The 24091-nt window shown below is 62.0% G+C and carries 19 protein-coding genes; 15 read left to right on the top strand and 4 right to left on the bottom strand.

Annotated elements, in window-relative coordinates; genetic code table 11:
• Window positions 1-30 precede the first annotated feature (30 nt).
• The 10 genes from KI235_RS17075 to KI235_RS17030 all read left to right on the top strand — a co-directional run bounded on the left by KI235_RS17075 (window position 31) and on the right by KI235_RS17030 (window position 13720).
• Window positions 31-3804, top strand: a complete 3774-nt coding sequence (locus KI235_RS17075) for a nitrate reductase subunit alpha (protein WP_114731222.1) — start codon at window positions 31-33, stop codon at window positions 3802-3804.
• A gap of 1 nt (window position 3805) precedes the next feature.
• Window positions 3806-5344 (top strand): nitrate reductase subunit beta, encoded by a 1539-nt coding sequence (gene narH, locus KI235_RS17070; protein ID WP_003202449.1) that lies wholly within the window; start codon window positions 3806-3808, stop codon window positions 5342-5344.
• Between the two features lie 2 nt (window positions 5345-5346).
• Window positions 5347-6102 (top strand): nitrate reductase molybdenum cofactor assembly chaperone, encoded by a 756-nt coding sequence (narJ, locus tag KI235_RS17065; RefSeq protein ID WP_013693501.1) that lies wholly within the window; start codon window positions 5347-5349, stop codon window positions 6100-6102.
• Complete coding sequence (narI, locus tag KI235_RS17060) at window positions 6095-6775, top strand: respiratory nitrate reductase subunit gamma (RefSeq protein ID WP_003202444.1); 681 nt, start codon at window positions 6095-6097, stop codon at window positions 6773-6775. Before narJ ends, narI begins: the two co-directional genes overlap by 8 nt.
• A gap of 10 nt (window positions 6776-6785) precedes the next feature.
• Window positions 6786-7754 (top strand): peptidylprolyl isomerase, encoded by a 969-nt coding sequence (locus KI235_RS17055; RefSeq protein ID WP_212795184.1) that lies wholly within the window; start codon window positions 6786-6788, stop codon window positions 7752-7754.
• 25 nt (window positions 7755-7779) lie between these two features.
• Complete coding sequence (gene moaA, locus KI235_RS17050) at window positions 7780-8772, top strand: GTP 3',8-cyclase MoaA (protein WP_003202440.1); 993 nt, start codon at window positions 7780-7782, stop codon at window positions 8770-8772.
• Between the two features lie 316 nt (window positions 8773-9088).
• Window positions 9089-11104: a ribonucleoside triphosphate reductase gene (locus KI235_RS17045; RefSeq protein WP_003202438.1), complete on the top strand. Its 2016-nt coding sequence runs from the start codon at window positions 9089-9091 to the stop codon at window positions 11102-11104.
• A gap of 31 nt (window positions 11105-11135) precedes the next feature.
• Complete coding sequence (gene nrdD / locus KI235_RS17040; protein WP_003202433.1) at window positions 11136-11297, top strand: anaerobic ribonucleoside-triphosphate reductase; 162 nt, start codon at window positions 11136-11138, stop codon at window positions 11295-11297.
• The gene (locus tag KI235_RS17035) at window positions 11294-11989 is read left to right on the top strand and encodes an anaerobic ribonucleoside-triphosphate reductase activating protein (RefSeq protein WP_032833023.1); all 696 of its coding nucleotides are present in this window, start codon (window positions 11294-11296) and stop codon (window positions 11987-11989) included. The genes nrdD and KI235_RS17035 overlap by 4 nt, the downstream gene beginning before the upstream one ends.
• 111 nt (window positions 11990-12100) lie before the next feature.
• On the top strand, window positions 12101-13720 hold the full coding sequence (locus KI235_RS17030; protein ID WP_053162814.1) for a methyl-accepting chemotaxis protein: 1620 nt from the start codon (window positions 12101-12103) through the stop codon (window positions 13718-13720).
• 376 nt (window positions 13721-14096) lie between these two features.
• On the opposite strand, the gene mhpT is transcribed toward KI235_RS17030, so the two are convergent.
• Entirely contained in the window at window positions 14097-15320 is a 1224-nt protein-coding gene (gene mhpT / locus KI235_RS17025; protein ID WP_053162812.1) for a 3-(3-hydroxy-phenyl)propionate transporter MhpT, read from the bottom strand.
• 311 nt (window positions 15321-15631) lie between these two features.
• Between mhpT and KI235_RS17020 the strand changes: the two genes are divergently transcribed.
• Window positions 15632-16939, top strand: coding sequence for an OprD family porin (locus KI235_RS17020; protein ID WP_003202424.1), 1308 nt, complete (start codon window positions 15632-15634; stop codon window positions 16937-16939).
• Window positions 16940-17095: 156 nt separating this feature from the next.
• Here the strand turns inward: KI235_RS17020 and KI235_RS17015 are convergent, their stop codons facing one another.
• Window positions 17096-17590 (bottom strand): MarR family transcriptional regulator, encoded by a 495-nt coding sequence (locus KI235_RS17015; RefSeq protein ID WP_095962204.1) that lies wholly within the window; start codon window positions 17588-17590, stop codon window positions 17096-17098.
• A 213-nt stretch (window positions 17591-17803) separates the two neighbouring features.
• On the opposite strand from KI235_RS17015, the gene KI235_RS17010 reads away from it, so the two are divergent.
• The 3 genes from KI235_RS17010 to KI235_RS17000 all read left to right on the top strand — a co-directional run bounded on the left by KI235_RS17010 (window position 17804) and on the right by KI235_RS17000 (window position 22210).
• Window positions 17804-18634, top strand: coding sequence for a p-hydroxycinnamoyl CoA hydratase/lyase (locus KI235_RS17010; RefSeq protein WP_003202420.1), 831 nt, complete (start codon window positions 17804-17806; stop codon window positions 18632-18634).
• A 108-nt stretch (window positions 18635-18742) separates the two neighbouring features.
• Window positions 18743-20191, top strand: coding sequence for an aldehyde dehydrogenase (locus KI235_RS17005; protein ID WP_013693496.1), 1449 nt, complete (start codon window positions 18743-18745; stop codon window positions 20189-20191).
• A 135-nt stretch (window positions 20192-20326) separates the two neighbouring features.
• On the top strand, window positions 20327-22210 hold the full coding sequence (locus KI235_RS17000) for a feruloyl-CoA synthase (RefSeq protein WP_027911606.1): 1884 nt from the start codon (window positions 20327-20329) through the stop codon (window positions 22208-22210).
• 165 nt (window positions 22211-22375) lie between these two features.
• Here the strand turns inward: KI235_RS17000 and KI235_RS16995 are convergent, their stop codons facing one another.
• Entirely contained in the window at window positions 22376-22693 is a 318-nt protein-coding gene (locus tag KI235_RS16995) for a DUF883 family protein (RefSeq protein ID WP_003202414.1), read from the bottom strand.
• Window positions 22694-22855: 162 nt separating this feature from the next.
• Here KI235_RS16995 and KI235_RS16990 point away from each other — a divergent pair, with 162 nt between their 5' ends.
• Entirely contained in the window at window positions 22856-23110 is a 255-nt protein-coding gene (locus tag KI235_RS16990; RefSeq protein ID WP_003181187.1) for a hypothetical protein, read from the top strand.
• Between the two features lie 3 nt (window positions 23111-23113).
• Here KI235_RS16990 and KI235_RS16985 read toward each other — a convergent pair whose 3' ends face one another.
• Complete coding sequence (locus tag KI235_RS16985; RefSeq protein ID WP_027911605.1) at window positions 23114-24022, bottom strand: LysR substrate-binding domain-containing protein; 909 nt, start codon at window positions 24020-24022, stop codon at window positions 23114-23116.
• Between the last annotated feature and the right edge of the window lie 69 nt (window positions 24023-24091).

The following is a 24091-nucleotide window of genomic DNA, read 5'->3' as shown; positions in this document are numbered from 1 at the left end:
CCCGCGGAGCAAGCCTGAGAGGAACACACTGTGAGTCATTTACTGGATCAACTGCGGTTTTTCAACCGTAAGCAAGGCGAGTTTTCAGACGGGCACGGCGAGACCCGCAAGGAGTCCCGGGACTGGGAGAACGTCTACCGTTCGCGCTGGCAGTACGACAAGATCGTGCGGTCCACCCATGGGGTGAACTGCACCGGTTCGTGCTCGTGGAAAATCTACGTCAAGAACGGCCTGATCACCTGGGAAACCCAGCAGACCGACTATCCGCGTACCCGCAACGATCTGCCCAACCACGAACCACGCGGCTGCCCTCGTGGCGCGAGCTACAGCTGGTACATCTACAGCGCCAACCGGCTCAAGTACCCGAAGATCCGCAAGCCATTGCTCAAGCTGTGGCGCGAAGCCCGGCAGACCCTGCCGCCAGTGGAAGCCTGGGCCAGCATCGTCGAGGACAAGGCCAAGGCCGACTCTTATAAAAGCAAGCGCGGCATGGGTGGCTTCATCCGTTCCAACTGGGAAGAAGTCAACGAGATCATCGCCGCAGCGAACGTCTACACCGTCAAGGAACACGGCCCGGACCGGGTGGTGGGCTTCTCGCCGATCCCGGCCATGTCGATGGTCAGCTACGCCGCCGGCTCGCGTTACCTGTCGTTGATCGGTGGCGTCTGCCTGAGCTTCTATGACTGGTATTGCGACTTGCCGCCAGCGTCGCCGATGGTCTGGGGCGAGCAGACCGACGTGCCGGAATCCGCCGACTGGTACAACTCCAACTACATCATTGCCTGGGGCTCCAACGTTCCGCAGACCCGTACCCCTGACGCCCACTTCTTCACCGAGGTGCGCTACAAGGGCACCAAGACCGTGGCGATCACCCCGGACTATTCGGAAGTCGCCAAGCTCACCGACCTGTGGCTCAACCCCAAGCAGGGCACCGACGCCGCGCTGGCCCAGGCCTTCAACCATGTGATCTTCAAAGAATTCCACCTGGACAAGCCGAGCGTCTATTTCACCGAATACGCCAAGCGCTACACCGACCTGCCGGTACTGGTGATGCTCAAGCCAATGCTCGGCGCCGCACCAGGTGCGGGTTACCAGCCGGACCGTTTCCTGCGGGCCAGCGACCTGACCGACAACCTCGGCCAGGACAACAACCCGGAATGGAAGACCATCGCCCTGGATGCCAGCGGCGAACTGGTTTCGCCCCAAGGCTCCATCGGCTATCGCTGGGGCGAGAAGGGCAAGTGGAACATCCTGCCCCGTGAAGGCGGCGAGGGCCGTGAGATCGACCTCAAGCTGAGCCTGATCGGCGGCGACGTCGCCGAGGTGGCGTTCCCGTACTTCGCTGGCGAAGCCCAGGAGTACTTCCAGCACGTGGCCGGTGACGCGGTGCAGTTCCGGCGGGTGCCGGTGCACAGCGTGGTACTGGCCGACGGCAGCGTGGCGAAAGTCGCCACCGTATTCGACCTGTCGGCGGCCAACCTGGCGATCGACCGTGGCCTGGGCGGCGCCAACGTTGCCAAGGACTATGACGACGCCTCGGTGCCTGGTACCCCGGCCTGGCAGGAGCAGATCACTGGCGTAAGCCGCGAGAAGGCGATCCAGATCGCCCGCGAGTTTGCCGACAACGCCGACAAGACCCGTGGACGCTCGATGATCATCGTCGGTGCGGCGATGAACCACTGGTACCACATGGACATGAACTACCGCGGGCTGATCAACATGCTCATGCTCTGCGGTTGCGTCGGCCAGACCGGCGGCGGCTGGGCCCACTATGTCGGCCAGGAAAAACTCCGTCCGCAATGCGGCTGGCTGCCCCTGGCCTTTGGCCTGGACTGGAACCGTCCGCCACGGCAGATGAACGGCACCAGCTTCTTCTACGGGCACAGTTCGCAATGGCGCCACGAGAAGATGAGCATGCACGATGTGCTCTCGCCCCTGGCCGACAAATCGCAATTCCCCGAGCACGCCCTGGACTACAACATCCGCGCCGAACGGGCCGGCTGGTTGCCGAGCGCACCGCAGCTCAACACCAACCCGCTGCACATCTGCCGCGATGCCGCCGCTGCGGGCATGGACCCCAAGGACTACGTGGTCAAGTCGCTGCAGGACGGTTCCCTGCGCTTTGCCTGCGAGCAGCCGGACAGCCCGGTGAACTTCCCGCGCAACATGTTCATCTGGCGTTCCAACCTGCTGGGCTCCTCGGGCAAGGGCCACGAGTACATGCTCAAGTACCTGCTGGGCACCAAGAACGGCGTGATGAACGAAGACATCGGCCATAGCACCGAGTGCAAGCCCACCGAAGCCGAATGGGTCGACGAGGGCGCCATTGGCAAGCTCGATCTGGTGACCACCCTGGACTTCCGCATGTCCTCGACCTGCGTGTATTCCGACATCGTCTTGCCGACCGCCACCTGGTACGAAAAAGACGACATGAACACCTCGGACATGCACCCGTTCATTCACCCACTGTCGGCCGCCATCGATCCGGCCTGGGAGTCGCGTTCGGACTGGGAAATCTACAAGGGCATCGCCAAGGCGTTTTCCGCCATGTCGGTCGGCCACCTGGGTGTCGAGAAAGACCTGGTCACCGTACCGCTGATGCACGACAGCGTCGGCGAACTGGCCCAGCCATTCGGCGGCACCGACTGGAAAAGTGCCGGTGTGGCGCCGGTCCCAGGCAAGAACGCGCCGAACCTGCAAGTGGTGGAACGCGACTACCCGAACATCTACAAGCAGTTCACCTCCCTGGGCCCGATGCTGGAAAAACTCGGCAACGGCGGCAAGGGCATCAACTGGAACACCGACACTGAAGTTAAATTCCTTGGCGAACTGAACCACAAGGAAGTCGAGGCGGGTATCAGCCAAGGGCGGCCAAAAATCGACAGCGCCATTGATGCTGCCGAAGTGATCCTGTCCCTGGCGCCGGAAACCAACGGCCATGTCGCGGTGAAAGCCTGGGCAGCGCTGTCGGAATTCACCGGCATCGACCACAGCCACCTGGCGGTGTCCAAGGAGCACGAGGCGATTCGCTTCCGTGACATCCAGGCCCAGCCACGCAAGATCATTTCCAGCCCGACCTGGTCTGGCCTGGAAGACGATCACGTGAGCTACAACGCTGGCTACACCAACGTCCATGAGTCGATCCCATGGCGCACCATCACCGGTCGCCAGCAGTTCTACCAGGATCACCCGTGGATGCAGGCGTTCGGCGAGCAACTGATGAGCTATCGGCCACCAGTCAACACCCGCACCATCGCCGGCGTGAAGGGCAAGCGCAGCAATGGCGAGACCGAGATCGTCCTGAACTGGATCACCCCGCACCAGAAGTGGGGTATCCACAGCACCTACAGCGACAACCTGCTGATGCTGACCTTGAGCCGTGGCGGACCGATTGTCTGGCTCTCGGAAATCGACGCCAAGCGCGCCGGTATCGAGGACAACGACTGGATCGAATGCTTCAACGTCAACGGCGCGCTGACCGCCCGTGCGGTGGTCAGCCAACGGGTCAAGGAAGGCATGGTGATGATGTATCACGCCCAGGAACGGATCGTGAACGTGCCGGGTTCGGAAACCACCAAGACCCGTGGCGGCCACCACAACTCGGTGACCCGCGTGGTGCTCAAGCCCACCCACATGATTGGCGGCTACGCCCAACAGGCCTACGGCTTCAACTATTACGGCACGGTCGGTTGCAACCGCGACGAATTCGTCGTGGTGCGCAAGATGGTCAAGGTCGATTGGCTCGATGGTTCCAGTGGCGATGATTTGCCGCGTCCACTGCCGACTGATATCGAGGAGAACTGAGATGAAGATTCGCTCACAAATCGGCATGGTCCTTAACCTGGACAAATGCATCGGCTGCCACACCTGCTCGATTACCTGCAAGAACGTCTGGACCAGCCGCGAAGGCATGGAATACGCCTGGTTCAACAACGTCGAATCCAAGCCTGGCATCGGCTATCCCAAGGAGTGGGAAAACCAGGACAAGTGGAAAGGCGGCTGGATCCGCAACGCTGACGGTTCGATCAACCCGCGCATCGGCGGCAAGTTCCGCGTGCTGGCGAACATCTTCGCCAACCCGGACCTGCCGAGCCTGGACGATTACTACGAGCCGTTCGACTTCGACTACCAGCACCTGCACACCGCACCGCTGGGCGAGCACCAGCCCACCGCGCGACCACGCTCGGTGGTGTCCGGCAAGCGCATGCAGAAAATCGAATGGGGCCCGAACTGGGAGGAAATCCTCGGCACTGAATTCGCCAAGCGGCGCAAGGACAAGAACTTCGACAAGATCCAGGCGGACATCTACGGCGAGTACGAAAACACTTTCATGATGTACCTGCCGCGCCTGTGCGAGCACTGCCTGAACCCGGCGTGCGCGGCGTCGTGCCCGAGCGGAGCGATCTACAAGCGCGAAGAGGACGGCATCGTCCTGATCGACCAGGAGAAGTGCCGCGGCTGGCGCATGTGCATCAGCGGCTGCCCGTACAAGAAGATCTACTTCAATTGGAAGAGCGGCAAGTCGGAAAAATGCATCTTCTGCTACCCGCGCATCGAAGCCGGGATGCCGACCGTCTGCGCTGAAACCTGCGTTGGCCGCATCCGTTACCTCGGCGTGTTGCTGTATGACGCCGATCGCATCAGCGAAGTGGCAAGCACCGCCAATGAGCAGGACCTGTACGAGAAACAACTGGAGATCTTCCTCGACCCGAACGACCCGGCGGTGATTCGCCAGGCCCTGGCCGATGGCGTGCCGCAGTCGGTGATCGATTCGGCGCAACGCTCGCCGGTCTACAAAATGGCCGTGGACTGGAAACTCGCACTGCCGCTGCACCCGGAATACCGCACCTTGCCAATGGTCTGGTACGTACCGCCACTGTCGCCGATCCAGAACGCTGCCACGGCCGGCACCGTGGGCATGAACGGGGTGATCCCGGACGTCGACAGCCTGCGTATCCCGCTGCGCTACCTGGCGAACATGCTCACCGCCGGTGATGAAAAGCCGGTCAAGCTTGCGCTGAAACGCTTGCTGGCGATGCGTGCCTACAAGCGTTCCGAGCAGGTCGACGGCGTGCAGGACCTGCAAGTGCTGGCCGACGTCGGCTTGAGCGTGAACCAGGTGGAAGAGATGTACCGCTACCTGGCCATCGCCAACTACGAAGACCGTTTCGTTGTGCCAAGCGCCCACCGCGAAGACGCCATGAGCGACGCGTTCGCCGAGCGTTCCGGGTGCGGTTTCAGCTTTGGCAGCGGTTGCAGTGGCAGCTCCGACACCAACATGTTCGGTGGCAAGAAGGCCAACCGCCGCGACGTGATCAAAACCGTGCAGTTGTGGGAGGAATGAGCATGCGCATTCTCAAGGTGATTTCGTTGCTGCTCGACTACCCGACCGAGACCCTGGTGGCCGGTCGGGATGAGCTGGAACAAGCGATTCTCCAAACGCGGGAAATCAGTCCGAACCAGCGCGCCGGGTTGTTCGAGTTGCTGGAGGTGATCTGCGGCAAGGACCTGATGGATGGCCAGGAGCACTACGGTGCTCTGTTCGGCCGCGGTCGCTCGCTGTCGCTGCTGCTGTTCGAACATGTCCATGGCGAATCCCGCGACCGGGGCCAGGCCATGGTCGACATGATGGCCCAGTACGAAGAGGCCGGTTTCGCCATCGGCGTCAAGGAACTGCCCGACTACATCCCGCTGTACCTGGAGTTTCTGTCCACCCGCGAAGACCTCGAGGCCCGCGAGGGCCTGGCCGATGTCGCGCACCTGCTGGCCTTGCTCGCGGCGCGCCTGGACGAGCGTGAAAGCGCCTACGCCAGTTGCTTCCGGGCCTTGCTGCAAATCGCCGGGGCCGAGCCCCAGGTGGCCGTGGCCGAGTTGCGTGAGCAAGTGAAGGCCGAACCACGGGACGACTCCCTCGAAGCCCTGGACAAGATCTGGGAAGAAGAGGCAGTGGATTTCATGAAGGCCGAACAGCAGGACCGTTGCAGTTCACTGCCCAGCGCGCCGGGCAAGGCGCGGGACGAAAGTGCGGTGCCGCTGCACTGGGTGGATTTTCAGCATGAAGGGCTGGCCGCAGCGCCAGCCGGGGAGGTGGGCAATGTCTAAATGGGATCTGTTGTTGTTCGGGGTCTACCCCTATGTCGCCTTGGCGATTTGCCTGCTTGGCAGTTGGGCACGCTTTGATCTGTCCCAGTACACCTGGAAGGCAGGTTCCAGCCAGATGCTGAACAAGCGCGGCATGCGCGTGGCCAGCAACCTGTTTCACATCGGTGTGCTGTTCGTGCTGGCCGGGCACTTCGTCGGCCTGTTGACACCCTCGGCGATCTACCACCATGTGCTGAGCACCGAGAACAAGCAGTTGCTGGCGATGGTTTCCGGCGGTTTCTTCGGCGTACTGGGCCTGATCGGCCTGGTGATGCTGCTCAACCGTCGCCTGACCGACCCACGGGTTCGCGCCACCTCCAATGTCTCGGACATCCTCGTGCTGGTGGTGCTGCTGGTGCAACTGGTACTGGGGCTGATGACCATCGTGGCGTCCACCGCCCATATGGACGGCTCGGTGATGGTGATGCTGGCCGATTGGGCCCAGAACACCGTGCTGTTGCGTCCGGTCGACGCCGCTACCTCGATAGCGCCGGTGGGCCTGGTCTACAAGCTCCACGTGGTGCTGGGCCTGACCCTGTTCGTGCTGTTCCCGTTCACCCGTCTGGTCCATATCGTCAGTGCGCCGGTCTGGTACCTGGGGCGTCGTTATCAAATCGTTCGGCAGAAGTTTTGAGGAGAAGATCATGGCGAGTGGATGCGGATGTGGCGGTAGTGGTGGCGGCAGCGGCGGCTGCGGTTCTTCGGCAAAAGCGGCATCGGTGATCGCGCCGCTGGCCGATGCCGAACCGGCGGGGGCGATGCAGTTCGAGCCGGCCCAGGCCGGGCCGGTGGCGGAGGATGAAGCGCCACAGTTGATTGCCAGCAGTGAGCAAGAGTGGCCGATCATCAGCGTCAACGGGGTGTCGGTCACCCCGCAGGCGATGGCCCAGGAGCTGCAATATCACCCGGCTGACAGTCGCGAGGATGCGGTCTACCAGGCCGCTCGGGCGCTGGTGATTCGCGAATTGCTCCAGCAGCGTATCGCCGAGCTTGGCCTGGCGTTGCAGGTCGGTGCCGGGGAAAACGAAGAGGAGGCGGCGACGCGGTTGTTGCTCGAACGCGAGGTGCTGGTGCCACAGTGCGACGAGGCCACCTGCCTGCGTTATTACGAAAGCAACCGGGCGCGCTTTCACAGCGCACCGTTGCTGGCGGTGCGGCACATCCTGCTCGAGTGTGCGCCGGACGATGCCGAGGCGCGCAGCCTGGCCCATGTACAGGCCGAGCTGCTGCTGGAGCGGCTGGACCAGTTCCCGGGCAGTTTTGCCGAGTTGGCGCTGAAGCATTCGGCGTGTCCATCCAAGGAGCAGGGCGGCTCGCTGGGGCAGATCAGCAAGGGCCAGACCGTGCCTGAACTGGAGCGCCAGTTGTTCACCCTGCCGGCGGGCCTGGCTGGTAAACCGCTGGAAAGTCGTTACGGCTGGCACGTGATCAGCATCGACCAGCGAATCGATGGCCAGCCATTGCCGTATGAGGCAGTGGCGACGGCGATTCGTACCCAGTTGCAGCAGGGCGTGTGGCAAAAAGCGCTGGTGCAGTACCTGCAAACCCTGATCGGTGCGGCGGATATTCGCGGCATTCACCTTCAGGGCGCCGACTCGCCGCTGGTGCAGTGAACACGGGCTCAATCGGGAGATCTTCATGAACGCGGTGTTGCAGGACGGATTTGGGCGCCAGATCGATTATTTGCGGATGTCGGTGACCGATCGTTGTGATTTTCGTTGTGTGTATTGCATGGCGAAAAACATGACTTTCCTGCCGCGTCAGCAAGTGTTGACCCTGGAGGAGTTGCAGCGCCTGGCGCGGCTGTTCGTCGGCCTGGGGGTGAAGAAAATCCGCCTGACCGGTGGTGAGCCGCTGATCCGTCCAGGCATCGTCGGGCTGTGTCGCGAGATCGCGGCATTGCCCGGCCTGCGGGAACTGGTGATGACCAGCAACGGCTCGCAGCTGGGGCGACTGGCCCAGCCGCTGGTCGAGGCCGGGGTCAAGCGCATGAACATCAGCCTCGACAGCCTGGACGGCGATCGTTTTCGGGCGATCACCCGCAACGGCAACCTGGACCAGGTGCTGGCCGGCATCGAAGCGGCGAAGGTCGCCGGGTTCGAGCGGATCAAGCTCAACTGCGTGGTGATGAAAGGGCGCAACTTCGATGAAGTCCCGGCGTTGGTGCAATACGCCATCGAGCAGCGCATCGACATCAGCTTCATCGAGGAAATGCCGCTGGGGGAGGTCGGGCGTTCCCGGGGCGAGTCGTTCTGTTCCAGCGATGAGGTACGGGCCGAAATCGCCCGCCATCACCGGCTGCTCGACAGCACCGAAAACAGCGGCGGGCCAGCGCGCTATGTGCGCCTGGAGCGTCATCCGGACACCCGGATCGGTTTCATTTCGCCCAACACCCACAACTTCTGCGCCAGTTGCAACCGCGTGCGCATGACCGTCGAAGGGCGCTTGCTGTTGTGCCTGGGACAAGAGGACTCCCTCGACCTTCGCGGCTTGCTGCGGCGTTATCCGCTGGACGACCAACCGGTGATCCAGGCGGTGCAACGGGCGTTGCGTGGCAAGCCACTGCGCCATGACTTCAACCCGGGTGGGGAAGTGCAGATCGTGCGGTTCATGAACATGAGTGGGGGGTGAGCAGTACACAGGTCCCACAAAGGGACCTGTGGTGGATACAGACCTTGCAGTCACCCCGAAACCAATGTGGGAGCGAGCTTGCTCGCGATGACGGTGGGTCAGCTTGCATTGATGTTGAATGTGCTGGCCTCTTCGCGAGCAAGCCCGCTCCCACAGGGGATCTATGGTGCTTGCAAAAATGACTTTTCGAGCCTGAATGTGGGTCGCTTCCGATTCTTGATGTCGATCAATTGCAACCCTGCCTTTTGCCCGTACTCTCCACTGCATATTGTGTTTGAAGATCTCAAAAAGCCTATATGTAGTGTCTGGAGCCAAAATGCAGAGCACGTTGATCTCAGTAGGATGTAACCGCTTGCACAAGCGCGATGGCAGTGTGGTTGCCTTTGATGCGGACAAGATCCGCCAGGCGTTGATCGCCGCTGGCAAGGCCACCGGCGAATATGCCGAAGTCGAGGCCGAGGCGTTGCTGGAGGCGGTGTTGGCGCGGTTGGAAGGGCAGACGCGGTTGAACGTCGAGCAGATCCAGGACCGTGTCGAACGGGTACTGATGGACGCCGGTTTCTTTCTCTCCATGCGCGCCTACATCGTGTATCGCGAGCAACACGGACGCCTGCGTCGGGATCGTCGCACACTGGTGGAAGTCGCCACGTCGATGAACGAATACCTGGACCGCGAAGACTGGCGTGTGCAGGCCAACGCCAACCAGGGGTATTCCCTCGGCGGGTTGATCCTCAACGTTTCGGGCAAGGTCACCGCCAACTACTGGCTCGACGAGGTCTACAGCCAGGCCATCGGCGAGGCGCACCGCGAGGCTGACCTGCATATCCACGACCTGGACATGCTCGCCGGCTACTGTGCCGGCTGGTCCTTGCGCACCTTGTTGCACGAAGGCCTCAACGGCGTGCCGGGGCGGGTCGAGGCCGGGCCTCCCAAGCATCTGAGCAGTGCCCTGGGGCAGATGGTTAATTTTCTTGGCACTCTGCAGAACGAATGGGCCGGCGCCCAGGCGTTCAGCTCGTTCGACACTTATCTCGCGCCCTATGTGCGCAAGGACCAGCTCAGCTACGACGAAGTCCGCCAGTCGTTGCAGGAGTTCATCTACAACCTCAACGTGCCGTCGCGCTGGGGCACGCAAACCCCGTTCACCAACCTGACGTTCGACTGGGTCTGCCCACAGGATCTGCGCGAACAGATCCCGATCATCGGCGGCGAAGAGATGCCGTTCGCCTACGGTGACCTGCAAACGGAAATGGAACTGATCAACCGCGCCTACATCGAGGTGATGCAGGCCGGCGATGCGAAAGGCCGGGTGTTCACCTTCCCGATCCCGACCTACAACATCACCCACGACTTCCCGTGGGACAGCGAGAACGCCGACCGGCTGTTCGAAATGACTGCCCGCTACGGCTTGCCGTATTTCCAGAACTTCCTCAATTCGGACATGCAACCCAATCAGGTGCGGTCGATGTGCTGCCGCTTGCAACTGGACGTGCGCGAGTTGCTCAAGCGTGGCGGCGGGCTGTTCGGCTCGGCGGAACAGACCGGTTCCCTGGGCGTGGTGACGATCAACTGCGCCCGCCTGGGCTATCTGTACAAGGGCGACACCAGTGCGTTGCTGCAACGCATCGATACCCTGATGGAACTGGCGAAAGAGAGCCTGGAGGTCAAGCGCAAGGTCATCCAGCATCATATGGATGCCGGTTTGTACCCCTACACCAAGCGCTACCTGGGCACCTTGCGCAATCACTTCTCCACCATCGGCGTGAATGGTCTGCACGAAATGCTGCGCAATTTCACCGATGACCAGCAAGGCCTGCACACCGAGCAAGGCCGGGAATTCGCCCTGAAACTGCTGGATCACGTGCGGGCCACGCTGTTGCGATTCCAGGAGGAAACCGGCCACCTCTACAACCTCGAAGCCACGCCTGCCGAGGGCACCACGTACCGCTTCGCCAAGGAAGACCTCAAGCGCTACCCGGACATCTTGCAGGCCGGCAGCCCGGTCGCACCGTACTACACCAACTCGTCGCAACTACCGGTGGGCTTCACCGAAGATCCGTTCGAAGCCCTGGAGCTGCAAGACGAACTGCAATGCAAATACACCGGCGGCACCGTGTTGCACCTGTACATGGCCGAGCAGATTTCCTCCACGCAGGCCTGCAAGCAGTTGGTGCGCAAGGCCCTGGGACGTTTCCGCCTGCCGTACCTGACCATCACGCCGACCTTTTCCATCTGCCCGGTGCACGGTTACCTGGCCGGCGAACACGAGTTTTGCCCCAAATGCGACGAGGCCTTGCTGCTGCAACAACAGCGCCAGGGCAGCGTTCACTGATCCGATCCATCGACCGCAAGGAGCTTCACCCATGAATGCATCGCAAAGCCTTCCACAAGCACAGCGTCAACGTTGCGAAGTCTGGACCCGAGTGATGGGTTATCACCGTCCGGTGGCGGCCTTCAACCCAGGCAAGCAGTCCGAGCACCGTGAGCGGGTGCACTTCACCGAACGCGCGGCCGGGCGTCCATGAGTCGAGTGCTACGGGTCGGGGGCATGGTGCCCCTGACCACACTCGATTATCCGGGCCAACTGGCGTGCGTGCTGTTTTGCCAGGGCTGTGCCTGGCGTTGTCGTTATTGCCATAACCCGCAACTGATCCCGCCGCGCGGTAGCGAGGAGGTGGATTGGTGCCGGGTATTGGCGTTCCTGCAACGCCGTCAGGATCTGCTCGACGCCGTGGTGTTCAGCGGCGGCGAGCCAACCTTGCAGGACGGCCTGGCGCCGGCCATGGAGCAAGTGCGGCAGATGGGCTTTCGCATCGGCCTGCACAGCGCCGGCATCAAGCCGGCGGCCTTCGCCAAAGTGGTCGGGCTTGCCGACTGGGTGGGTTTCGACGTCAAGGCCTTGCCCGAGGATGCCCTGGACGTGACCCGGGTCGAAGGCAGCGGTGCCGCCAACTGGCGCAGCCTCGACCACCTGCTGGCCAGCGGCGTGGATTATGAATGTCGCACAACGGTGCACTGGCACCTGTTCGACCCCGAGCGGTTGCTGACCCTGGCCCGACGCTTGAGCGAACGCGGCGTCACGCGGTTCGCCGTACAACTGGTGCGCACCGCGCGGATGCTCGATCCCCACCTTTCCAGCGTTTCGGCACAAGCCTTGCAACCTGAGCTGTGGGCCGCCATGCGCGAGTTGTTCCCCTCGTTCGTCTTACGCAGTTGAGCGAGCGCCGGGATGAACGACCGACAGCGGCCCGGGATGACTGGGCCGCACTTTTTCAAGGTTTTCAAATGCGCTGCCAACCGGCAGGTAGTTGAACAGGGAGCATTTGATATGACCAGATTCACCACTGCCCAACGCATCGTGATCGGCTTTGCCATCGCCCCACTGGCCTTGATCGCCTTGGCGCTTTACGCCTTGAGCGACCTGGCGATGCTGCGCGACCAGGCCGAGCAGATCGTCAGGCAGGATTGGCCGAAGATCGACCCGATCATGGTGATCGCCACGGGCGTGCGCGATAACGCCAGGAATACCCGGGACTTGTTGATCGACAAGAACAACGCGCAAGTCCAGCAATCCATCGACGCCACCCGGCAGCGGATTACCCAGGCCTTCGCCACGCTGGAGCCGTTGTTCGATCAGCCTGAAGGCAAGGCCGCGTATGCCGAGTTGAAAAAGCGTCGCGAGGCCTATGTGGCGGCTTTCGTCCAGGTGCAGGTGTTGATCCGCCAGGGCGCGACGGAGGAGGCGATGACGCAGCTCAAGCAAGGGGTGATTCCGGCGGAGCTTGAGGTGTACAAAAGCCTCGAAGGGATCATGGCGATGCAGGGCAAGGTCTTTGTCGAACGTGAACAGCAGGCCCAGGCACGCTACAACGATGCGCGGCGCAACATGTTGGCGTTGGTGCTGGCTTGCCTGGCCCTGGTAACGACCGTGGCGGTCCTGGTGACCCGCAGCGTGACCCGTCCCCTGGGCGGTGAACCGAATGACGCGGCGCGGCTGCTTAATCTCATCGCCCAGGGCGACCTGACGATCCGCGTGCCCGTGGGCGTTGGCGCCAATGACAGCGTGATGAGCAACATGCACGACATGCAGCAGAGCCTCAACAGCATGGTCCGGCACATTGCGGCCTCGGTGGATCGGGTGGCCAGTTCCTCCGAAGAACTGAGCGCGGTGAGCAGCCAGACCAGCAGCACCTTGCAGTTGCAAGGGCATGAAATCGAACAGGCTGCCGCGGCCGTGAACCAGATGACCGCTGCGGTGGATGAAGTGGCGCGCAATGCGGTGAGCACCAGCGAAGCCTCGCGAGTGTCCGAGCAAACGGCCCAGCGCGGTCGTGAACAGGTCCAGGAAACGGTGGCTTCCATTACCGCGCTGGCCGAAGGTGTGACGGACAGTTCCGGGCGAATCCAGCAATTGGCCGGGCGGGTCCAGGACATCAGTTCGGTGCTGGACGTGATCCGCAGCATCGCCGAACAGACCAATCTCCTGGCACTGAACGCCGCCATCGAAGCCGCCCGCGCCGGTGATGCCGGGCGTGGTTTTGCAGTGGTGGCCGATGAAGTCCGGGCGTTGGCCCATCGGACCCAGGATTCGACTCGGGAAATCGAGGGCATGATCGGTAACATCCGCCTGGACAGCGGGCATGCGGTGAGCTCCATGCAGAACAACAGCGAACTGGTGCAAGCCACGCTGCTAGTGGCCCAGCGCTCCGGCGATGCCCTGGATGAAATCGCCCATTCGATCTCGCAGATCAACGAGCGCAACCTGATGATCGCCAGCGCCACGGAACAGCAGGCGCTGGTGGCGCGAGAGGTGGATCGTAACCTGGTGGGCATTCGCAACCTGTCCGAACAAGTCATGCTGGGCGCCCGGCATACCGATACGGCGGGCCAGGACCTGGCGCAGATGGCCGGGTCACTGCATGAGACGGTGGCGCGGTTCAAGGTCTAGATCGCTTATTGCGGGGCGAGATGTCCCTGGAAAAGATGGCTAAATAAATCATCCAAGACAGTTGCTCCCATAAGGACCTTGTATCGTGTCCGGATGCTGTGAGCCCCCACAATCCCCTGTGGGAGCGAGCCTGCTCGCGAAAGCGTTGGGTCAGCGTGTGGTGATGTGCAGTGCTGGCGTCATCGCGAGCAAGCTCGCTCCCACGGAGCAATGCCTTCGTTCGGGCATGCCGAGCCTAGGCGAGGCACCAAGTGGTGGGGGCAAAAGCGTTTTGCTTACTTTTGACTGGGCCGGCTTCCGGGCTTTTCAAAAGTGAGCCGCCGTCAGGGCGGAACCATAAGCAGCCGTGACCTAAATAACGGATATTCACCCCAAGTCAGGAATGCTCCACAACCGGATTCGTAGCCCTCAACCGCGGCCCGACCGAACGACGAACCACACTAAGAACAGCCAACGTCGCAACCACCAACCCAGGCGAAGTCGCCAGCAATACGGCCGTGGTCCCACCCCCTGCCGCCAGGATCTGCCCTGCAGCCAGAGGCCCGGCCACCGACCCCAGGCGTCCGATGGCCACCGCCGCACCAACCCCCGTCGCACGTACTGTCGTAGGGTAGGAGGGCGGAGCCAAGGCGTAGAGGACCAATTGCGCAGCCATGACAAACAACCCAGCGGCGAACCCGGCAATGGCCATCGGCACGATACCGACCGACAACCCGACCCCGGCCAGGGCGCTCAGCAGACCGGCATAGACGAACAGCACCACCTTGATGCCATTGCAACGGTCCAGCAACAGGCCGCCGAGCAACGAGCCAAGAGCACCGCCGATGTTGAACAGCATCTGCACCAGGCCGGCCTGGGGTTTGCTGAAGCCCTGCTCCAGCAGCAACGATGGCAGCCAGTTGAGCAACATGTACATCACCGTCAGGGTGAAGAAATAACTCAGCCACAGCGCCAAGGTGGTGCGGCCGCGACCTTCACCGAACAGCGCCTGGGCGGTGGAGCCGCGCGATGAGCCGCCATCCTGCGCCTGGCGAAAGACGCTCGATTCGGGGAGCCACAGGAGCATCAGCGGGACCACCAGCAAGGGCGCGAGCCCACCGATGAAAAACGTCATCTGCCAGTGCTCGCCAAACAACATGGCGACCACTGCCGCCAATGCACCACCCAACGGAACGCCGGCATACATCACGCTGATAGCCGTGCCCCGGCGCTGCTCGCCCACGGCTTCGGCGCACAGGGCAATGAGGTTGGGCAGGGCGGCGCCCAAGCCCAGGCCGGTCATGAAACGCACCAGCAAGAGGCTGGAGAAGTGTTCGACATAAGCGGTGCTGAGGGAAAACACGCCGAACAGCAAGACAGCGGTGACGAGGATTTTCTTGCGACCGATGCGATCAGCGATCCAGCCACCGAAGAACGCACCTGGCAACAGCCCTATGATCCCGGCGCTGAATACCCAACCCATCATTTTCGGGTCGAGGGCAAACGTCTGTCGCAGACCTGCGGCTGCGGTACCGGCTGACTGGAGGTCGAAACCCTCGATCAGCGCGACGATGAAACACAAGGCGATGGTCAGCGTCGCACGACGCGCCGGACGGTTCATGGCAAATCCTCTTATTGTTTTTGTGAGGGACACCGGCTCGGAGGATAGCCGGTAGGTGCATTTAAGATTAACAAAGCTAACTAAAAAATGAAGGTTGCCAATGGGGAGTCATAAACTGGCCAGATCATTATAAAAATCAGTGGTTTGGTACGAATCTTCGAGTCAGTTGGTAAATTAGTTAATGATATTAATGTTCGATTATCGGTCATTGTTGATTGACGAAGCGCCCGTGCAGTTTCCATTCTTGGTTCCCACGGCCCCCACCACCAAGGTTGGGCCGAATAAAACAACAACAATAAGTGGAATCGAACATGCCAAACCTTGCCCGGGCCGCCCTGACGGCGCGCCCTGTTTCATCGCTCGTTCATCTGCTGGCTTGTCTCGGGCTGAGCCTGGGGGCTCCGGCCTTGCGGGCGGAGGGCTTCATCGACGACAGTCACGGCACCCTGACCCTGCGCAATTACTACATGGACCGCGACTACAAGGACGACGGCGCCAAGACCGCGGCCAGGGAGTGGGCTCAAGGTGTGTTCATGAACGTCGAGTCGGGGTTTACCCCAGGGGCGGTTGGGTTCGGCCTCGACGTGAGGGGATTGCTGGGCATCAAGCTCGACTCGTCACCTGACCGAAGCGGCACCGAACTGTTGCCGGTGTCGAGCAGCGACAAGCGCGCAGCTGATGAGTATTCGCGCCTGGGAGTGACCGGCAAGCTGCGTTTCGCGCAAACCACGGTGAAGACCGGCGATGTGTCGATCTTCCTGCCGTTTGCCTTTGCCAGCCCATCGCGGCTGCTGCCGCAGACCTTTCGCGGGACGACTCTCAGTTCCAAGGACATCGACGGCTTGACGTTGAACACCGGTTATATCGATCGCATCGCCCGGCGCGATTCCACCGACTACCAACCGATGAGCATCGCCTCGCCCAACCGTCGTTTCAACGGTGCGGCGACTTCTTCCCATATGGCGTACGTGGGCGGCGACTACCAGGTCAGCAAAGACCTCAGCTTGCGGGCTTACCACGCCGAAGTGGCGGATTTGTATCAACAGAACACTCTGGCGTTATTGCATAACCTTCCTTTGGGCGATGGCGTCCTGACCACCGACCTGCGCAGTTTTTTCAGCGACGAAGACGGCGCGGCCAAGGCCGGAAAAGTGGATAACCGCAATGTCTCGGCGCTGGTCGGCTATCGCCTGGGTGGCCATCGCGTGAGCCTGGGTTACATGCATTCCAGTGGCGATACGGCCACGCCTTATGTGTCCGGCACCGAGTTGATGGGCTTGAGCGAAATGACCATGAGCTCGGATTTTCTCAATGCCAAGGAACGCACCTGGCAGGCGATCCATGACTACGACTTTGCCGCCGTGGGCGTGCCGGGCCTGCGGAGTCGGCTGCGTTATGTGCGTGGTGATCACATCGAACTGGCGGCCCTCAATGCCGAGGATCGCAAGGAACGCGAGTTCCAGATGGAACTGGGGTACGTGATCCAGAGCGGCCCGCTGAAAAACGTCGGGCTGCTGGCGCGCAAATCGATCTATCGCAACAACTTCCCGGGTACGGCGGCGTTTCGCGACGAGAACCAGACACGGTTCCTGGTGACGTACAGCGTGCCGATCTGGTGAGTTCCCAGGTGTCTGGCTTGCTCTTGTGGGAGCAAGGCTTGCCCGCGATTGAAGCGCTGCGGTTTTTCAGGAATCGAGGTGCCTTCGTCGCGAGCAAGCTTTGCTCCCACATAGCCGGAGCTTGCGTCCTCGCCACAGGGAGCACCGCCAGGTTTGCTACTGGTAAACCTTCTTCAACAACCGCAGCAACTCCTCCCGCTCAGCCCCTGAAAGGGTCGCGGTGGAATCCAGGTCACTCTGTGCGGCGATTTGCTTGAGTTCCTTGAGCAAGGTTTCGCCAGTCTTGCTCAGGAATATCCCGTAGGAGCGTTTATCCGGCTTGCACCGCACACGCACGGCCAGGGCCCGACTTTCCAGTTTGTTCAGTAGCGGCACCACTTGCGGCGGTTCGATCGTCAGGGCCTTGGCCAGGTCGGCCTGCATCAGGCCGGGATTCTGGTCGATGATCGCCAGCGCCGAGAACTGGGCAGGGCGCAGATCGTGGACGGCGAGCCGGCCAATCAGGTTCTGGAACAGTTTCAACTGGGCGCGGCGCAGGGCGTAACCGATCAGGTCGTCCAGCGCGGAGTCCAGCGGCGCTTGCGCGTCGGTACCGGCGGCCAGGGGCTCGGCGGGTTCGGCGGGTTCGGCAAGCTTGGAAGACTTGGCCATCGAAGTGAACTTCCTCAAGGTAAGTGATTAACAAGGCTATCCAGTTTGCCGGGGTTGCGACGCCCTGGCTATGGGGTCGCGCAAATTCGAGATTTGTAACCGCCGACCCAGACCCGGAAAAATACAGATAAATCGATTAATAGTTAATTGACATAACTATTTTTCCGGTTTAGTTTTTGATCATCTTCAGCCAAGAACAAGAGAGCACGCATCATGAGTAATTACGAAGGTCGCTGGAAAACGGTCAAGGTCGATATCGAGGAGGGCATCGCCTGGGTCACCCTCAATCGCCCGGAAAAACGCAACGCCATGAGCCCGACCCTCAACCGCGAGATGATCGACGTGCTCGAGACGCTGGAGCAGGATCCGGCCGCTGGCGTATTGGTGCTGACCGGGGCCGGTGATGCCTGGACCGCCGGCATGGACCTCAAGGAATATTTCCGCGAAGTGGATGCCGGGCCGGAAATCCTCCAGGAAAAAATCCGTCGCGAAGCGTCGCAATGGCAATGGAAGCTGCTGCGCATGTACGCCAAGCCAACCATCGCCATGGTCAACGGCTGGTGCTTTGGTGGCGGTTTCAGCCCGCTGGTGGCGTGCGACCTGGCGATCTGCGCCGACGAAGCGACCTTCGGTCTCTCGGAAATCAACTGGGGCATTCCGCCAGGCAACCTGGTGAGCAAGGCCATGGCCGACACCGTGGGCCATCGCCAGTCGCTGTACTACATCATGACGGGCAAGACGTTCGGCGGGCAGAAAGCCGCCGAAATGGGCCTGGTCAACGAAAGCGTGCCCTTGGCGCAACTGCGTGAAGTCACGGTGGAGCTGGCGCGCAACCTGCTGGAAAAGAACCCGGTGGTGCTGCGGGCCGCCAAGCATGGTTTCAAACGCTGCCGCGAACTGACCTGGGAGCAGAACGAGGATTACCTGTACGCCAAGCTCGACCAGTCGCGCCTGCTCGACACCGAAGGTGGCCGCGAGCAGGGCATGAAACAGTTTCTGGACGACAAGAGCATCAAGCCTGGCTTGCAAACCTATAAGCGCTGAATCGACCGGCGAATGGCGGGCCGCATCCCGCTGTTCGCTGCCTCGCGCTGGCGCTACTGTTACACCGCTGCGATGCATTCCCGATAAAGACAATAAAGAGGAATCACCATGCTGGACGTGCCCCTGTTGATTGGCGGCCAGTCGTGCCCGGCCCGTGACGGCCGGACCTTCGAACGCTGCAACCCGGTGACGGGTGAGGTGGTGTCTCGCGTGGCCGCCGCCACCCTGGAAGATGCCGACGCCGCGGTAGCTGCTGCCCAAGCGGCGTTTCCCGCCTGGGCCGCATTGGCGCCTAACGAACGCCGCACGCGACTGTTGCGTGCAGCCGAGCAGTTGCAGGCCCGTAGCAGTGAATTCGTCGCTGCTGCCGGCGAAACCGGTGCCATGGCCAATTGGTACGGTTTCAACGTACACCTGGCTGCGAACATGCTGCGCGAAGCCGCTTCCATGACGACCCAGATCAATGGCGAAATCATTCCTTCGGACGTGCCTGGCAGTTTCGCCATGGCCCTGCGTCAGCCTTGCGGCGTAGTGCTGGGCATCGCGCCCTGGAACGCTCCGGTGATTCTCGCCACCCGCGCCATCGCCATGCCCCTGGCCTGTGGTAACACCGTGGTGCTCAAGGCTTCTGAAATAAGCCCGGCGGTGCACCGGCTGATCGGCCAGGTGTTGCAGGACGCAGGGCTGGGTGACGGCGTGGTCAACGTGATCTGTAACGCACCGGCGGATGCGCCGGCCATTGTCGAGCGGTTGATCGCCAACCCGGCGGTGCGTCGGGTCAATTTCACCGGTTCGACCCATGTCGGGCGCATCGTCGGCGAACTGTCGGCGCGTCACCTCAAGCCGGCCTTGCTGGAACTGGGCGGCAAGGCGCCGCTGCTGGTGCTGGACGATGCCGACCTGGACGCTGCGGTGCAAGCGGCGGCCTTCGGCGCCTACTTCAACCAGGGCCAGATCTGCATGTCCACCGAGCGACTGATCGTCGATGCCCGTGTGGCGGATGAGTTCATCGCCCGCTTGACCGCCAAGATCGCCACCCTGCGCGCCGGCGATCCGACGGCTGCTGATTCGGTGCTGGGCTCGTTGGTTGACGTCAGTGCCGGTCAACGCATCAAGGGGCTGATCGACGATGCCTTGGCCAGAGGCGCAACGCTGGTCACGGGTGGGCAGTTGGAAGGCAGCATCCTGCAACCAACCTTGCTCGACGGCGTCACTGCGCAGATGCGCTTGTACCGCGAAGAGTCTTTCGGGCCGGTGGCGGTGCTTCTGCGCGGTGACGGCGATGAAGAGCTGTTGCGCCTGGCCAACGATTCCGAGTTCGGCCTGTCGGCCGCCATCTTCAGTCGCGACACGAGCCGTGCTCTAGCCTTGGCCCAGCGGGTCGAGTCGGGCATTTGCCACATCAACGGGCCGACCGTGCACGATGAGGCGCAGATGCCCTTTGGCGGGGTCAAGTCCAGTGGTTACGGCAGCTTTGGCGGCAAGGCGTCCATCGAGCATTTCACCCAGCTGCGTTGGGTGACCTTGCAGAACGGTCCCCGGCATTACCCGATCTGAAACCCGTCGCATCGCGGGCGGTGGAGCCTTGAACACCGTCGCCCCGATGCAGGCCAGAATAATAATGACAAGGCCGCAGCCTAGTGCTGCCACGCTCCGCTCGCATCGCGACCCGAGTGTGCCTTGGTGGAGGAAATGTACGTGAGTTTCGAGTCCAGACCGTCCTCCCGACCCGAGGCCAGGCGGTATCGCCAGGTGTCGATTGGTCATCCTGCCGTCGAAGTCCGGGAAGAGCGTGGCATCTTGCACATGCGCTCCCTGGAGCCTCTGGCCCCGCTGCCGGCGCGGTTGCTCGAGCGCCTGGTGCACTGGGCCGAGGTGCGCCCAGAGCAGACGTTTATCGCCGCCCGTGAAGCCGGTGGTGACTGGTGTCGTGTCAGTTATGCCCAAATGCTCGACAGTGTCCGGGCCATCGCCCAAAGCCTGCTCGGTTACGGCTTATCGGCCGAGAAACCCTTGGCGCTGCTCTCCGGCAACGACATCGAGCACCTGCAAATGGCCCTCGGCGCGATGTACGCCGGTATTCCCTATTGCCCGGTTTCGCCGGCCTATTCATTGCTGTCCCAGGATTTCGCCAAGCTGCGTCACGTCTGCGATCTGTTGCAGCCGGGGCTGGTGTTTGTCAGCGAAGCCGCACCGTTCGAGCGGGCAATCACTGCCGTATTGCCGGCGGACGTGCCCTTGATCACGGTGCGTGGCGAGATAGCTGGCCGGTCGAGGACAAGCTTCGCCAGCCTGCTGGCCCAACCCGGCGGCGCCGAGGCCGAGCAGGCGTTCGCCGCCACTGGCCCGGACAGCATCGCCAAGTTCCTGTTTACCTCAGGCTCCACCAAACTGCCCAAGGCGGTGATCACCACCCAGCGTATGCTTTGCGCCAATCAGCAGATGCTGCTGCAGACCTTTCCGGTGTTCGGCGAGGCGCCCCCGGTGCTGGTGGACTGGTTGCCGTGGAACCACACGTTCGGTGGCAGCCACAATGTTGGCATCGTGTTGTACAACGGCGGCACGTTCTACCTGGACGACGGCAAACCCACCGCCCAGGGCTTCGCCGAAACCCTGCGCAACCTCAAGGAAATTTCACCGACCGCCTACCTGACCGTGCCCAAGGGCTGGGAGGAGCTGGTTAGCGCCCTGGAGCGGGACGGTGAGTTGCGCGAGCGATTCTTCAAGCGCATCAGTCTGTTCTTCTTTGCGGCAGCGGGTTTGTCCCAAAGCACCTGGGACCGGCTCGACAAGGTCGCCGAACAGCATTGCGGCGAACGTATCCGCATGATGGCGGGCCTGGGCATGACCGAGGCGGCGCCGTCCTGCACCTTCACCACCGGGCCGTTGTCCATGGCCGGCTACATTGGCCTTCCGGCGCCCGGCTGCGAAGTCCGGCTGGTGCCGGTGGACGGCAAGTTCGAAGGGCGTTTTCGCGGGCCGCACATCATGCCCGGCTACTGGCGCTCGCCGCAGCAAACTGCCGAGGTATTCGACGAGGACGGTTTCTATTGTTCGGGGGATGCGATCAAGTTGGCCGATGCCAGCAATCCGCAACTGGGGCTGATGTTCGATGGGCGGATCGCCGAGGACTTCAAATTGTCTTCCGGTGTATTCGTAAGCGTCGGGCCGTTGCGCAACCGCGCGGTGCTGGAGGGCACGCCCTACGTCCAGGACCTGGTGATCACCGCGCCGGATCGCGAGTGCCTGGGGGCGCTGGTGTTCCCACGGCTTGCTGAATGCCGACGCTTGTCGGGCCTGGGCGGGGAGGCCAGCGACGCCCAGGTCCTCGCCAGCCCGCCGGTACGCCAATGGTTCGCCGACTGGCTGCAACGCCTGAACCGCGAAGCCAGCGGCAACGCCAGTCGCGTGGAGTGGATCGCCTTGCTCGATGAACCGGCGTCCATCGACCGCGGTGAAATCACTGACAAAGGCTCGATCAACCAACGGGCGGTGCTGCAGTGGCGGGCGGGGAAGGTCGAGGCGCTGTATCGCGGGGAGGATGTGTCGATCCTGCGGGCGGGACCTGTGGCTTAAAGCAAAACCTTGTGGATGTTCATAAGTGGCAGGCTCATCCACAAACTCCTGTGGGAGCGAGCTTGCTCGCGATAGCGGTGGTTCAGCAGCAGAGATGTTGCCTGACTCACCGTCATCGCGAGCAAGCTCGCTCCCACATGAGGTCCGGGGACTGGTTTGTGGTGTTTAACGCCGTCCTAGCAACAAACCCACCACCAGGCCGAAACCGGCGGAAATCGCCACGGTCTGCCAGGGGTGGCCGCCAATATAGACCTCAGTGGCATCGACCATGGGACGGGTACGTTCCCGCGTGCTGGTGACTGAGTCGAGCGCCTGTTGCAGTTTCTGGGATATCTGGCCTCGCAGGTCTTCGGCCTCTTCGCCCACCAGCGAGGCACTGCTTTTGAGCAGCTTTTCCGATTCTTCAATCAGAGCCGTCAATTCGCTGAAGGCTTGATCCTTGATTTGCTCTCCGTTCGCTTGCACGGTGCCTTTACGGGCCATGGAAGTACTCCTTGTGTGGATGATGGCATTGAACAATGGAGTGCCGTGCCCGTTAAAAAGTTGCAACGCTCGGCGCTGGCAGGGCAGTCCATCACAAATCGTGGTTAAGACGTTTCCCTCCAAGGTGTAAGATGGCGCCTATTTACGCAACAGGTAATTCCTATGAGCTTCAATCTGGCTGACAAGCCCCTGGCCGAGCGCGCCGCGCTGGAAGACGAAAAATCCCGACTTTTTGAACTGTGGCAAAACAACCTGGGCAAGGCCAAGGGCGATGCCGCCCGCTTGTTCGGCGAGCGCTCCAAACGCAAGGGCAAGTGGGCCGAGTGGGTGCGTGCCGAACTGGACGGCATGTCGCCGCCGGAGTACGCCAACATGGTGCGCAGTGAGGTCAATCGACTGATGGCTGCCAACAAGTAAGCCTTAGGCGAATGTTGCCGTAATGGCCTCGCGAACCTTGAGCATAGTCGGCTCCATTTGCGTGTGGGTTCGCCATCCCAACTCGATGGGGTAGCGGGGCAAGGCCAGGGGGCAGGGCAGCAAGGCCAGGCCGCTGAGGTCGGCGATGGCCCGGGCGGCATGGGTCGGGATGGTCGCCACGGCCTGACTGCCCTTGAGCAGGAACGGCAACGCGGCAAAGTGGGTGGTCGAGGCGCAGACTCGCCGACTCAGGCCAAGCCCGGCCAGCCCTTCGTCGGTGATGCCGATGAAACCACCCGAAGACACCAGCAGGTGTTCACGGGCCACGAACGCCTCCAGGCTGAGGGATTGCTGGCCCTGCGCCAGGCTCGCCGGGTCCAGGAGGCAAGCGTAATCGCCTTCGCCCAACACCTGACGGCTGAGCAATCGCTGGGCGAAACCGCCCGCTGTGATCGCCAGGTCAAGGTCGCGCTCCATCAGGGCCCGGCCGACGATCTGACTGTGGGTCTGGCGGAAAATCAAGCGCAGGCCCGGCGCGCGGTGGGCCACTTCTTCGATCAGGCGTCGCCCATGGGCAATTTCGAAATCGTCCGACAGGCCGACGATGACCGAGCGGCCTTCGTAATGGCTGGCATCCGGGTCGACCATCGCCAGGCTCTGGCGGCATTTATCCAATGCTTCGCTGATCACCGGCTTCAGTTGATTGGCCCGCAGCGTCGGCGCCAGGCCCCGGCCGGTGCGCACGAATAATTGATCGTCATACAAACCGCGAAGCCTGCGCAGCGCAGCGCTGATGGCCGACTGGGTCACGCCCAGGCGCACGGCGGCGCGGCTGGCGCTGGATTCGTCATGCAGGGCTTCGAAGGTCTTGAGCAGATTGAGGTCGATGTCAGCGATATTCATAAGGCTCATATCATTTAGCAGCATTCAGGGCTTTATTCATGATCGGCCGCTGCTTGAGAATCAGCAACACCTGATGAT

The sequence above is a fragment of the Pseudomonas sp. St386 genome (assembly GCF_018325865.1).
GTDB lineage: Bacteria > Pseudomonadota > Gammaproteobacteria > Pseudomonadales > Pseudomonadaceae > Aquipseudomonas > Aquipseudomonas brassicacearum.
The sequence above is the reverse complement of the archived record's forward strand: the minus strand, read 5'-3'. Positions and strand labels throughout refer to the sequence as shown.

Excerpts from the sequence above, each read along its gene's own strand:
- KI235_RS17055 (WP_212795184.1), top strand. The coding sequence starts at position 6,786 with ATGGCGAGTGGATGCGGATGTGGCGGTAGTGGTGGCGGCAGCGGCGGC.
- narH (WP_003202449.1), top strand. The coding sequence starts at position 3,806 with ATGAAGATTCGCTCACAAATCGGCATGGTCCTTAACCTGGACAAATGC.
- KI235_RS17015 (WP_095962204.1), bottom strand. The coding sequence starts at position 17,590 with ATGGCCAAGTCTTCCAAGCTTGCCGAACCCGCCGAACCCGCCGAGCCC.
- KI235_RS16995 (WP_003202414.1), bottom strand. The coding sequence starts at position 22,693 with ATGGCCCGTAAAGGCACCGTGCAAGCGAACGGAGAGCAAATCAAGGAT.
- KI235_RS17000 (WP_027911606.1), top strand. The coding sequence starts at position 20,327 with ATGTACGTGAGTTTCGAGTCCAGACCGTCCTCCCGACCCGAGGCCAGG.
- moaA (WP_003202440.1), top strand. The coding sequence starts at position 7,780 with ATGAACGCGGTGTTGCAGGACGGATTTGGGCGCCAGATCGATTATTTG.
- KI235_RS16990 (WP_003181187.1), top strand. The coding sequence starts at position 22,856 with ATGAGCTTCAATCTGGCTGACAAGCCCCTGGCCGAGCGCGCCGCGCTG.
- mhpT (WP_053162812.1), bottom strand. The coding sequence starts at position 15,320 with ATGAACCGTCCGGCGCGTCGTGCGACGCTGACCATCGCCTTGTGTTTC.
- KI235_RS17010 (WP_003202420.1), top strand. The coding sequence starts at position 17,804 with ATGAGTAATTACGAAGGTCGCTGGAAAACGGTCAAGGTCGATATCGAG.
- narI (WP_003202444.1), top strand. The coding sequence starts at position 6,095 with ATGTCTAAATGGGATCTGTTGTTGTTCGGGGTCTACCCCTATGTCGCC.
- KI235_RS17005 (WP_013693496.1), top strand. The coding sequence starts at position 18,743 with ATGCTGGACGTGCCCCTGTTGATTGGCGGCCAGTCGTGCCCGGCCCGT.
- narJ (WP_013693501.1), top strand. The coding sequence starts at position 5,347 with ATGCGCATTCTCAAGGTGATTTCGTTGCTGCTCGACTACCCGACCGAG.
- KI235_RS17035 (WP_032833023.1), top strand. The coding sequence starts at position 11,294 with ATGAGTCGAGTGCTACGGGTCGGGGGCATGGTGCCCCTGACCACACTC.
- KI235_RS17045 (WP_003202438.1), top strand. The coding sequence starts at position 9,089 with ATGCAGAGCACGTTGATCTCAGTAGGATGTAACCGCTTGCACAAGCGC.
- KI235_RS16985 (WP_027911605.1), bottom strand. The coding sequence starts at position 24,022 with ATGAGCCTTATGAATATCGCTGACATCGACCTCAATCTGCTCAAGACC.
- KI235_RS17020 (WP_003202424.1), top strand. The coding sequence starts at position 15,632 with ATGCCAAACCTTGCCCGGGCCGCCCTGACGGCGCGCCCTGTTTCATCG.
- KI235_RS17030 (WP_053162814.1), top strand. The coding sequence starts at position 12,101 with ATGACCAGATTCACCACTGCCCAACGCATCGTGATCGGCTTTGCCATC.
- nrdD (WP_003202433.1), top strand. The coding sequence starts at position 11,136 with ATGAATGCATCGCAAAGCCTTCCACAAGCACAGCGTCAACGTTGCGAA.